7 protein-coding genes are annotated in these 12020 nt (G+C 58.3%); 4 read left to right on the forward strand and 3 right to left on the reverse strand.

Annotated features, from left to right (window positions below):
- Positions 1-251: 251 nt before the first annotated feature.
- Positions 252-677: a heme-binding protein gene (locus tag B0E42_RS22310; RefSeq protein ID WP_018610403.1), complete on the reverse strand. Its 426-nt coding sequence runs from the start codon at positions 675-677 to the stop codon at positions 252-254.
- Positions 678-955: 278 nt separating this feature from the next.
- Between B0E42_RS22310 and B0E42_RS22315 the strand changes: the two genes are divergently transcribed.
- Complete coding sequence (locus tag B0E42_RS22315) at positions 956-2041, forward strand: aromatic ring-hydroxylating dioxygenase subunit alpha (RefSeq protein ID WP_053188603.1); 1086 nt, start codon at positions 956-958, stop codon at positions 2039-2041.
- Positions 2038-2988: a PDR/VanB family oxidoreductase gene (locus B0E42_RS22320; RefSeq protein ID WP_077507462.1), complete on the forward strand. Its 951-nt coding sequence runs from the start codon at positions 2038-2040 to the stop codon at positions 2986-2988. Before B0E42_RS22315 ends, B0E42_RS22320 begins: the two co-directional genes overlap by 4 nt.
- A gap of 289 nt (positions 2989-3277) precedes the next feature.
- On the opposite strand, the gene B0E42_RS22325 is transcribed toward B0E42_RS22320, so the two are convergent.
- Together B0E42_RS22325 and B0E42_RS22330 are read right to left on the reverse strand one after the other, a co-directional pair.
- Positions 3278-3991 carry a GntR family transcriptional regulator gene (locus tag B0E42_RS22325; protein WP_003202123.1) on the reverse strand — a complete coding sequence of 238 codons (714 nt, stop codon included), beginning with the start codon at positions 3989-3991 and terminating at the stop codon, positions 3278-3280.
- Positions 3992-4091: 100 nt separating this feature from the next.
- The gene (locus B0E42_RS22330; RefSeq protein ID WP_077507464.1) at positions 4092-5123 is read right to left on the reverse strand and encodes an Ldh family oxidoreductase; all 1032 of its coding nucleotides are present in this window, start codon (positions 5121-5123) and stop codon (positions 4092-4094) included.
- 233 nt (positions 5124-5356) lie between these two features.
- Here B0E42_RS22330 and B0E42_RS22335 point away from each other — a divergent pair, with 233 nt between their 5' ends.
- On the forward strand, positions 5357-10189 hold the full coding sequence (locus tag B0E42_RS22335; protein ID WP_077507466.1) for a dermonecrotic toxin domain-containing protein: 4833 nt from the start codon (positions 5357-5359) through the stop codon (positions 10187-10189).
- Positions 10190-10349: 160 nt separating this feature from the next.
- Entirely contained in the window at positions 10350-11351 is a 1002-nt protein-coding gene (locus B0E42_RS22340) for a FecR family protein (protein WP_077507469.1), read from the forward strand.
- The last annotated feature ends 669 nt before the right edge of the window (positions 11352-12020 follow it).

Below are 12020 nucleotides of genomic sequence, written 5' to 3' on the forward strand. Positions count from 1 at the left end.
GCAGTGGGCATCCCGGCATGGATGCCGGGATAGCCGCGCTGGGCCATGGATGGCCCTTCGCGGCGGGCCCACGGAGCAATGCCGGAGTGAGGGCATGCCGAGCCTAGGCGAGGCACCGAGTGGTGGGGCAAAGCGTTTTTGGTTACTTTTGGCGCTCTTCCAAAAGTGACCCGCTGTAAGAGCGGAACCCTAAGCAGCCGTTACCGCGAAAATGGATATGTACCCGGTCAACAAAACCGGCCGATCCCACCTCAGGCATCCGGAGTGATCGCTGGCAACACCGTCTCCACCGCCAAACGAGCCAATTCAGCATCCTGCTCAGCCTTGACCCCTGACACCCCGATGGCACCAATGCACTGTCCGTCATGACGAATGCTCACCCCACCTTCAAGCATCCCCTGCAGGTGCGGAGCGCTGAGAAACGCGTAACGACCACCATTGATCATGTCTTCGAAAACCTTGCTATCACGCCGCCCCATGGCGGCCGTGCGGGCTTTTTCGGTGGCGATATAGGCTGACAACGGCGAGGCATCGTCCAGGCGCAGCAACCCCAGGGGATGACCACCGTCGTCCACCACACAAACCGACACTGCCCATTGACGCTGGTGAGCCAGCTCCTTGGCCGCCACCAGCAATTGCGCAACGTCCTGCTCAGTCAATACCGCTTTGCTTTTCATGGATCACTCCGTGCTATGCCACAGGAGGCCCGCGAGACAATCAGGCGCCGCCCAGCAAGCCGAGGAATATTTCCTTCTGCGAACCATAGCGCACATCCAGCGGTTCATTGAAGCCCGGGGGCCGGCGATCTACCGCGGGTGACACGAACATCCATTTCACCTCAATGGATCCACCACTCAACCAATTGTCCGTAAACACAGCAAAATGTTGACAGATAAATTAGTTAAGAGAGTTAATGGATCCACAGACAAGAACAACATCCGCCTGGAGATCCCTCATGTACCCCAAAAATGCCTGGTACGTTGCCTGCACCCCCGATGAAATCGCCGACAAGCCCCTGGGTCGTCAGATCTGTGGTGAGAAGATGGTTTTTTACCGGGGGCATGAAGGCAAGGTCGCGGCGGTGGAAGACTTCTGCCCCCATCGCGGCGCCCCGCTCTCCTTGGGCTATGTCGAAAACGGCAACCTGGTGTGCGGCTATCACGGCTTGGTGATGGGCGGCGACGGCAAGACCGTCGAGATGCCGGGGCAACGGGTACGAGGCTTCCCTTGCAACAAGACCTTTGCGGTACAGGAGCGGTATGGCTTCATCTGGGTCTGGCCCGGTGACCAGGCGCTGGCCGATCCGGCACTGATCCACCACCTGGAATGGGCCGAAAACGATGAGTGGGCCTACGGTGGCGGCCTGTTCCATATCCAGTGCGACTATCGCCTGATGATCGACAACCTGATGGACCTGACCCACGAAACCTACGTCCACGCCTCGAGCATCGGCCAGAAGGAAATCGACGAGGCGCCGCCGGTAACCACGGTCGAAGGTGATGAAGTGGTCACCGCCCGGCACATGGAAAACATCATGGCCCCGCCGTTCTGGCGCATGGCCTTGCGCGGCAACAACCTGGCCGACGACGTGCCGGTGGACCGCTGGCAGATCTGCCGTTTCACCCCGCCCAGCCATGTGCTGATCGAAGTCGGCGTGGCCCATGCCGGCAACGGCGGTTATCACGCCGCGCCGCAATTCAAGGCGTCGAGCATCGTGGTGGATTTCATCACGCCGGAAACCGAGACGTCGATCTGGTACTTCTGGGGCATGGCCCGGCACTTCCAACCACAGGATGACGCCCTCACCGCGTCCATTCGCGAAGGCCAGGGCAAGATTTTCAGCGAAGACCTGGAAATGCTCGAACGCCAGCAGCGCAACCTGCTGGACCATCCGCAACGCAATTTGCTCAAACTCAACATCGACGCGGGCGGCGTACAGTCCCGCCGGGTGCTGGAGCGCTGGATCGCACGGGAACGGGAAGCACAGGCCGGGTTGATCGCCAGCAGCCATCAACCGCAACAGGTGGAGCAACGGTCATGATCGAAGTCCAGGTCGCGGCGCGACACAACGAAGCCCTCGATATCTGCAGCTACGAATTGACGCGTGTCGATGGCCAGCTGTTGCCGGCCTTCACCGCCGGCGCCCATATCGATGTGCACTTGCCTGGCGGGCTGATTCGCCAGTACTCGCTGTGCAACCATCCCGAGGAGCGGCACCGCTACCTCATCGGCGTGCTCAAGGATCCGGCGTCCCGCGGTGGTTCGAGCAGCCTGCATGAGCTGATCCAGCCAGGTATGCGCTTGCACATCAGCGAACCGCGCAACCTGTTCGCTCTCGCCCCGCAAGCCCGGCGCAGCCTGCTGTTTGCCGGCGGCATCGGCATTACGCCGATCCTGTGCATGGCCGAGCACCTGGCCCAGAATGGTGGGGTGTTCGAGCTGCATTACTGCGCCCGCGCCCGGGACCGAGCGGCCTTTGTCGAGCGCCTGCGCCAGTCTCCTTATGCCGACCGGGTCTTCCTGCATTTCGATGAAGAACCTGAAACCCTGCTGGACACCGCCAGGGTGTTGGCTGCGCCCAGTGACGACGCGCACCTCTACGTCTGCGGCCCTGGCGGGTTCATGCAACACATCCTCGACACCGCCAAGAGCCAGGGCTGGCAGGAAACCTGCCTGCACCGCGAATACTTTGCCGCCGCCCCTACCGACACCCGTGCCGATGGCAGTTTTTCGGTCAAGCTGGCCCGCAGCGGCCAAGTGTTCGACGTGCCAGCGGACTGCAGTGTGGTGCAGGCGCTGGAGCGCCATGGGGTCGAGATCCCGATCTCGTGCGAACAAGGTGTCTGCGGCACCTGCCTGACCCGTGTGCTGGAAGGTGTGCCGGAGCATCGGGACATGTTTCTGACCGAGGCTGAACAGGCCTGCAACGACCAGTTCACGCCGTGTTGTTCCAGGTCCAAGACACCGATCCTGGTACTCGACCTCTAACACAGGACATTGTGGGAGCGAGCTTGCTCGCGATGGCGTCGGCTCAGCAGCATTGATGGTGACTGACACACTGCTATCGCGAGCAAGCTCGCTCCCACAGGGGATTTGTGGTGAGTTCACAAATCCAGCATCCACTCGGTAAATATTGTGGGAGCGGGCTTGCTCGCGAAGAGGTCGGAACATCCAGCATTGATGCAAGCTGACCCACCGCTTTCGCGAGCAAGCCCGCTCCCACAGGGGGATTTGTGGTGGGCTCACGAATCCAGCAGTCATTCACAACTGGGGCTGTTCATTCCGAGCGAAGAATCACCGTCATTCGCTCGTCAGCCAGCGTCGAGCCGAAGACTTCGGCGTAACGCAGGGTCGCGTTGGCATGCTCGCGCATGATTGCCTCGGCGCGGCCGCTCTGGCGGTTGATCAGGGCGTCGAACACCGAGTGGTGTTGCATATGGGCATAGTTGAAGCGGCGAAATTCGCCGGCCATGTTCTGGCGATCCACCGCCAGGGCGGTGACTGAGGCGAATGGCAGATGATCGTTGCGGGCCAGGGCATCGGCAATCGCCGGGTTGTGGCTGCCTTCGACGATCACCTGATGAAAACGCATGTTGAGGTCATGATAGACCTCCAGGTCGTCCTCGGTCACATAGCCCTTGGCGAACAGTTCATCGCCCTGCACCAGGCATTGCTCGAGTATCGCGCGGGCCTCTTCAGACAAACCGTGCTCGGCCGTCTGCCGTGCCGCCAGGCCCTCCAGTACGCCACGCACCTCCACGGCCCCGGCGATCTGCTCGGCACTGACCGAACGGACCTGGAAACCTCGCCCGCCGAAGCGCACCAGCAACCCTTCCTGCTCCAGGGTGCGGAACGCCATGCGCACCGGCATGCGCGAAACGCCGAACAACTCGGCCGTGGGGATTTCCATCAAGCGCTCGCCAGCGGCCAACTCACCCGAGGCGATCATCTTGCGCAGCGCAACCAGCACCGTTTGGCCGGGCTTACTCATCCAGGCGATTCCACAGAAAAGAAGCCGTCATAGTAGAAGGCTTGGCGCAGCGTGTCACGGCAAGGCAGTGGCAGCCAGGCTGGCCGCCACAGCGGGTTGTTCAAATCCCCGCCAACTCGCGCAACTGCGCCAAGGTCTGCTCGTCCAAGGTAATCCCGTGCTCATTGGATTTGCTGCGCTCGCGATGGCGACGGTCTCCCGGCAAGCGCCGCAACCCGACGCCATGCATCTGCCTGACCAGTTCCTGGCTGCGCTCGGCGAAGTTTTGCCCGGCGGTCTTGCTTGGGTCGATCACGATCAACAACTGACCGGTCCACGGGGTCTTGGCGCCCGGATGGTTATGCCAGTCGAACTCGAAGGAAAAATTGCCGCCCGTCAGGGCTGCCGCCAGCAATTCGACCATCATCGACAACGCCGAACCCTTGTGCCCGCCAAAAGGCAAGAGCGCTCCACCTTCGAGAATCGCCTTGGGGTCGCGGGTCGGCTGGCCGAGGCTGTCCACGCCCATTCCTGGCGGCAACAACTCGCCCTTGCGTGCAGCAATCTGTACGTCGCCGTGGGCAATGGCGCTGGTGGCGAGGTCGAAGACAATCGGCTCACCGTCAGCCCGTGGTGCGGCGAAGGCAATGGGATTGGTGCCGAACAATGGACGGTCCGCGCCATGGGGCACCACACACGTCATGCTGTTGACCACACTCAACGCCACCAGGCCTTCATAGGCAAACGGCTCGACATCCGGCCAGAGGGCGGCAAAGTGGTGGGAATTGCGAATGGCCAGGACGGCAATACCGGCGCTGCGGGCCTTCGCCACCAGCAATGGACGCGCTGCGGCCAGGGCGGGCTGGGCAAACCCGTTGCTGGCGTCCACGGCGACAAACCCTGACGCGACGTCCTCGACCACCGGCACGGCCTTGCCGTTGACCCAACCGCTGTCGAGCGTCGAGACGTAACCGGGAATGCGAAACACCCCATGGCTGTGGGCGCCATCGCGCTCGGCCCCGGCGCAGTTTTCAGCCAGGCACCGAGCGACTTCGGTCGACGTGCCATGACGCAGGAAAATTTTCTCCAGCAAGCTCACCAGAGCATCAAAAGACAAGGTGCAAGAAGCGGCATGATCGGATGGCGCAGACATCTGAAGCTCCAGAATGATTGTTGGAGGTAGCAACAGCGTAAAGGACCCGCCGGGTGATTAAACACCGTTTCAGGCGCGCACTGTCAATCCTTGTCCACGGCATCTGCCCTGCCTGGCAGGTCAAAAACCAGCGTGCGGTAACTATGTACCACCTTTGCTCATTCATCGTTGCCTAGTCTGGCGGCTTCCTCCACGTTCGCGCCGTTTTGAGGCGCCCTGATCGAGAAGCCACGATGCTCACTGAAACCACGCCACTTTTATTTCCCGAGGTATTGCGCGCCCGTCGCCTGGACGAATTGACCGCCACCCACGGCCTGACACAGGCCGACCTCGACTGGCTGCAGCACATCGCCCTGCCCGGCCACACCCAGCGCGCAGCGCAGACACCCCCGATGTTCGCCGAAACCATTCTGTTGCAAGCCGATGAAAAACCGCCCATTGCACTGGCCGGCTGCTTTGTCCTCAGCACCTCGTCTAACAGCAGCGAAACCAGCACCCACCCGGTGTTCCTCTACACGCCGAGTGGTGGCATCGAAAAATTCGACAACCAGGCGTCCCTCGAAGAAAAGATTGACCGGATGCGCCGGGACACTGCGCAACGCGACGACCTGTTTCGTCTCTTGTCGATTTCCCAACGCAGTGAACTGAACAGCACCACCGACATCAGGCAGGCCCGGCAACTCATCGAAGAGGATGTTTTCAAGACCCAGCTCGAATCCATCGAGCACGCCCAGAGCCTCAATGCCCTGGTCATGGTGAATGAACTGATCAAATTGCCCTCGTTAAGATCGATGCTTGACCAGGTATTGAACGAGGCGCTGCCGGACCTGGATCATCGACAGATCCGCGTGGCGTTCACCAAGGAGATTCACCCGCAAGATCCAAAGGCAATCCCGGTGACTGAAAGCATCCCGCTGAGCGATGCAGTCCTGGACTACTTCCATCAACAGGGGTGGCGTGCCGGGCATGACATCGATCTGACTCATCCGGGTACACCTGCATCTTCCTACACCGCGCGGCAATGGGAAAGCTTCATAAGGGACACTGCCACCACACTGATTCCAACGCTGATCAGCTGCATCGATGCCTTTTGGGAGGGAAGAGCCGCCTCTTTCTATATATCACGACGCAAACTTCTATCTCGCGTCATTCACGATGGGTTATCGGCGTCCATCCTGATCGAACGGGAGAAAGGACAACTGACGGATGAGCAGAGTCGTGAGCTGTTTCGGTTATTCCGTCCCTCTCGCCGAGACGAAACACTGCTGTTCATCGAAACGATTCGACTCTGGGAGTATGAACCGAACTACGTGGAGCTTGCCGGCTCCATGATGATCAGCGCCAAGGGGCATTATCTTTATACGCCCCTCGACGGCGTTCAAAAGATCACCAACTATTCGGGCTTCAAGGACAGGTTGTACGGTCAATCCGCAAGCACTGTAGAAAAAGAGAAAATCTATAGCCTCTTGAGCCTGGAAGAGCGTAACCGCTTCCAGCGCTTCGATGAGCCGCAGCTTTCGGGCAAGTCACTGGACTTACCGGTCGCCGAAACCCTGGCAAGCGCGATAATTGAAAAGCAGAAGAATAACTTCCATTACGCATTGGAGATGTCTCGCCAGGCCGATGTCGACATCCACTCGCTCATTGACAAGGCGCTGGATATACGCGCTTTCATCAACAAACGACTCTTGGCGCAGCCAACCGCCGGACATTGGGGAACTCGTCCCGCGTTTCATGGGGACCTGCGCCCATCCAATTTCATGGCCGATCAACTGGAAAAAAGGGGCAAGAGCTATACCGATGTGGAAGCGGCTTTCGACGGTCTCTTTAGTCAGTTACCAACGTCCTCCAACGCTTCGCTGCACAACGGACTGAGGCCGCTACTGGCTGAGCTGACCAATGTTTTTTCTTTGGGTATCCGCGCCGAGGCCGAACTCAGGGAGCTTGGTTCGAGTCTGCCGTCGATTGCGAATAATCTGATCAGAACAGTTTTCGTCTACGACCCAGACTACCCGGACCGCTCGCAACGCAAAACGGTCAGGGGCTTTCGGCCGGATGTCTATTCGTTGACGCTCGCCTGTGGCGAAAAAGGCCGAACGGTCCTGCTGCCGCTCGCCAATTGTTTTTTATTAACCGAGCGTGGAGGGCTGGATACTCCCCACTCAGGCATGGCGATCCTTTGGACACCTGCCGATGGCTTGCGGGCTTTTCCTTCCGTCGAGGTGGCCACCCGGCAATTGAATCAAGATCTGCTCGATTCCCAAAGACGCTTTGCATTGCTTGAAAATTTAACGGTCACTCAACGCCTGCCCCATAGGCGCTACCAACTCCAGGCCTATGAATTGATCGAAGACAACGTACTGATCAATCGGATGAGTTCGTTTATCAAATACTTTGAGGCCGAGTATGGCTATCTGAGCACATTAGAAGCCGGTGATTGGCAACTGACCGGATCGGCATTGGTCAACAGTCTTCAGGCGCTCCTGAACAAAGGCGCGCCCACCAATCTGAAACGCGCTACCGCTATCGCTCAGGCAAATGAACGGCAACAGAAACTCCCTGCCTGGCTTGGCACTGCGTCCCTTGAAGAAAAACGCCTGCACATCGAAGTGCTTGAGCAATATAAAAACAGCGTGTCCGATGGCAAGGATTACCTGGACGGTATCGAGCCCCTGCGCACCTATGTGCATAAAAAACTGCAAACGCTATTGGATACGCGCTTTCCTCGGAGAAACCTGAACCCCGAAACGATCCAGATCACGCCCAACCTCGCGATCGTGGGACCGGCCAGCTCGCTGACCGACTTTGCGTTGAATCACATCGAGGTGACCGAAAAAGGTTTCAAGGTTTCATCAACATCCACGCAGCCGTTGCCCGATGGTTTGAACGAGACCGCCGTACGGCAAATGTTGTCGTCGCTGGATATCCCGACCACCTATAAAAACCATGTAACCCAAGCACTTTCCAACAGTATTGTGGATGACCAGCCGAGAAAGCGGCGCTTTCGACAACAGTTGCCGTGGCAATTGTTGCAGTACGCTCACGCACGGTATCTACAGCAACACCTTTCCCCTATGGCATTCGACCTGTTCCGGCAAGTCATGGACATGCCGGACGCCATCGCTCGTCAAGCGGTCGAGGGCGTCAGCGCATTCTTCCGCCCTTTGGAGCTGATCAAAACCGAAGGCGGTGCCGCGATCAAGGCATTGGGGCTTTACCTGTTCAGTTCGGCTACCGATGCAACCAGCCCTCACGTCCTGTATTCGCCCTACCATGACGGCGAGCTGTTACAGGAGTTCAAGGATGAAGCGAGCATCGTCGCGGCATTCAATACACCCGGCGCGCTCCAGGATTTGTTGATTCGTCGGCTTCCCCAGGACCAGCAAGCCACGTTCAAAAATCTCTTCGCAGCCACGCGCGGAAAACAATCGGAAATGACTCTGGGCTTCAGCCCCATCAATACAAATATTCTGCATACGCTGTATGACGACAACGCGACATTGCTGGCAGATATGTTGACCGCGCAAAACCAGGACCATCGTCAGTCTGATTGGGCAACGGTGCTGCATCTGTTCAGCTCCGGGGTCAGGATGTTGGGAAGACAGTTACCGGCCAAACTGACTTTCCTGGAAACGCTCTGGGAGAGTTATCAGGACTTCAAGGGCTCAGCCGAAGCCTTGCAACAGCATGACTGGAAAACAGGCCTGCACAATTTTATCGCAGGCGCCGCGGAGATGGTCTCGCTTGGCTTCTTGAACCGCGAGGATACATTCGGTCTTCTCGACCCTATCGAAGCGGTTTCTGGAAGCGCTACACCCGCGACAAACTGGAAGGACATCGCTTGCACGGCTCCGATGCGCACCGACCTCCAGGTCTTCGAAGCCTCGGACGTCAGCCTCTCGAATCTTCAACTTAGCCTGAGCGACGGGATCTATAAGGTTGCGGCGAATGGCAAGTCTTTTATCCCACTCGCCGGCAAGGTCTATCAAGTGGCAAAAGCCGGCCAGACCTGGCGAGTCATTCACGAACACGGTGAAGGGCCTTTATTGAAAAAGTCCCCGGACGGCCGGACATGGGAAATCGACCCGCAACGCCAAACCATTCGATTCGGCAAGGCCGGGTCGAAGCTGGCCATCACCTATAGCGACTTAAAGGCCAAAGGTTCATTGAACATTGAAGCACGGGGCATGGCCGAGATACGCAGGAAATATCCGCACCGGGCCAATGCAATCGTGCAGGCACTGGAGACCGCGAGATTCTACTCATTCAACGCCCTTCACAACTTTGAGCAATTCAAGCGACAACCACTTGTGGGCTCTCGGCTGGATCATTTCCTGAGATTGTTTTTTGGGGTCAACAGCGTCGACGCCCGTCTTATCAGCAAAATTGAGGCGGCGATTTCGCCCATATGCCAGGCATTGGCCGATCCATCCTGGGCACTACAGAATGCCGACCGCATCGTGATCGGCAACCTCAAGTACCTGGAAGATCGAGCAACCGCCTTCGTACTCGAGCCGGCAGCCGCGGGACGAATCTATATCACGCAGTTTTTTTTCGACCTGGGCCTGGATTGGTACAAGGCCGTCGTACCCGACATCTTCAATGTCGATGCGCATGCCCAGGGAGCGACCTTCATCCACGAAATTTCCCATCAGTTGTTCAATACGTTCGACATCATCTACCTGGACGCCGCACTACCATTTCTCGATTTGATTTCAACAGCGACTTACGCCGCAAAGTTGCAATACGACAAGCAAAGGGAGCTGCAACTCAACGGACTTTCATTGACCACGCCAAAGTCAAAACTGTTCACGCAATGGGACAGCACGGATAACACCTACAAAAAGCTGGAGCTGTTGCCTGGATACAGGCAAACCACCCGGGAAATCCTGAAGATAACCGGCGCCAGAACCATGGATAAAGCTCGCGATGATTTTCTCGATCCGATTTTGCCGGACAAGCGCATCGACGTCATACTTCGCAACGCCGACTCGCTCACACTCTTGATTTGTGAATTGGGACGCCAACTCGACCCCACTCCATCACGGCAAATTGCCGCGCCGTGAAGGGTTTGGGTGGTTGATCTTTTTTTCACGCCCTGTATGCGACGGTAGGCGACAACGAGTGTTTGAGTAAAAAAACAGGCTCATTGATGCGTAAACGCCATGACGGTTGTTCTCGGCAGCTCATGCCGAAGGTTAGAATGCGGCAAACCAGGAAGAGTCAATGACCGAACATCCCCTCTCGGAAGCCGAATACGACGCCATTACCGATGCCGCTGCCCATTGGTGCATGCGCTTGCATGCCGCCGATTGCACCGATGCCGAACGGCAGGCGTTCAAGCAATGGCACGATGCCGATCCCCTGCATGCTTTCGAATACGAAGCCATGCTGGAGATCTGGGCTGTTGCCGATCATCTGCCGCGTGTCGAGTCAACGCCGACTGCTCCAGCACGCCGCACCCAGTCGCGCTGGAGCCGGTTGGCGGTCGCCGCTGCGGTGTTAGTCGTGGGCATGCCCCTGGCCGCTTACACCGGTTGGAACCTGGGCTGGGTTGCCAATTCCTACCAGCGCTTCGAAGCCGGCGCCAGCGTACGCCATATCACCCTGGGTGACGGCAGCCAGGTCGAACTCAACCTGGGCAGTGAGCTGGTATTTGCCAACTACAAAAACGAACGCCGGGTGACGCTGAAAAAGGGTGAGGCATTTTTTGACGTCAGCCATGACAAACAGCACCCGTTTGTGGTTCGGGCCGGCCAAGGCCAGGTGCGTGTGACCGGTACACGCTTCAACGTATGGATGTACCAGGACCAGGTACGGATCACACTACTGGAGGGTTCGGTGAGGGTGACCAGCAACCAGGCACTCACCCGTGACGGCCTGCCGCTTTCCCCGGGCATGCAGGCCAGCTACAAGGCGGGCGACCAACAACCGCAAGTTCGTGAGACAGACGCCAATGACAGTTCGCTGGCGTGGCGCAACGGCAAGCTGGTGCTGGATAACCTTGCCCTGAGCGATGCACTGCCGCTGATCAACCGCTACCTCGACCGGCCCGTCATGTTGGCCGACAACAGCACCGGGGGCCTGCGTATCGGTGGTGTCTACAACATCAGCGAAGTGCAGAACCTGGTGCCTTCGCTGCCCAAAGTGCTGCCGGTCTACCTGACCCGGAACAAGGACGGCAACCCGGTCCTCAACTCCATCGGACAACGACCGGCCACTCACTGAAAGCTTTTCTCTGTGGGAGAAGTGGGTCAGCCTGACTCGATGTTGAATGTAAAGCCGTCATCGCGAGCAAGCTTTGCTCCCACAGCTTGAATCGGTGCCAGCCCGCGATTTCCCGGCCAACAAAAAATCCCCTGTGGGAGCAAAGCTTGCTCGCGATATCGGCGTGTCAGTCGGCCTTGTTGTTGGATGTGCCGCCGTCATCGCGAGCAAGCTTTGCTCCCACAGCTTGAATCGGTGCCAGCCCGCGATTTCCCGGCCAACAAAAAATCCCCTGTGGGAGCAAAGCTTGCTCGCGATAGCGGTGGGTCAGTCTGCCTTGATGTTGGATGTGCCGCCGTCATCGCGAGCAAGCTTTGCTCCCACAGCTTGAATCGGTGCCAGCCTGCGATTTCCCGGCCAACAAAAAATCCCCTGTGGGAGCAAAGCTTGCTCGCGATAGCGGTGGGTCAGTCTGCCTTGATGTTGGACGTGCCGCCGTCATCGCGAGCAAGCTTTGCTCCCACAGTTTGGATCGGTGCCAGCCCGCGATTTCCCGGCCAACAAAAAATCCCCTGTGGGAGCAAAGCTTGCTCGCGATAGCGGTGGGTCAGTCTGCCTTGATGTTGGACGTGCCGCCGTCATCGCGAGCAAGCCCGCTCCCACAGTTTGGATCGGTGACAGCCTGCGATT

Origin of the sequence: Pseudomonas sp. A25(2017) (genome assembly GCF_002001065.1) — a bacterium.
Lineage (GTDB): Bacteria > Pseudomonadota > Gammaproteobacteria > Pseudomonadales > Pseudomonadaceae > Aquipseudomonas > Aquipseudomonas kilonensis.

Coding starts and splice junctions, on each gene's coding strand:
- B0E42_RS22310 (WP_018610403.1), bottom strand. CDS start 677: ATGAAAAGCAAAGCGGTATTGACTGAGCAGGACGTTGCGCAATTGCTG.
- B0E42_RS22315 (WP_053188603.1), top strand. CDS start 956: ATGTACCCCAAAAATGCCTGGTACGTTGCCTGCACCCCCGATGAAATC.
- B0E42_RS22320 (WP_077507462.1), top strand. CDS start 2,038: ATGATCGAAGTCCAGGTCGCGGCGCGACACAACGAAGCCCTCGATATC.
- B0E42_RS22325 (WP_003202123.1), bottom strand. CDS start 3,991: ATGAGTAAGCCCGGCCAAACGGTGCTGGTTGCGCTGCGCAAGATGATC.
- B0E42_RS22330 (WP_077507464.1), bottom strand. CDS start 5,123: ATGTCTGCGCCATCCGATCATGCCGCTTCTTGCACCTTGTCTTTTGAT.
- B0E42_RS22335 (WP_077507466.1), top strand. CDS start 5,357: ATGCTCACTGAAACCACGCCACTTTTATTTCCCGAGGTATTGCGCGCC.
- B0E42_RS22340 (WP_077507469.1), top strand. CDS start 10,350: ATGACCGAACATCCCCTCTCGGAAGCCGAATACGACGCCATTACCGAT.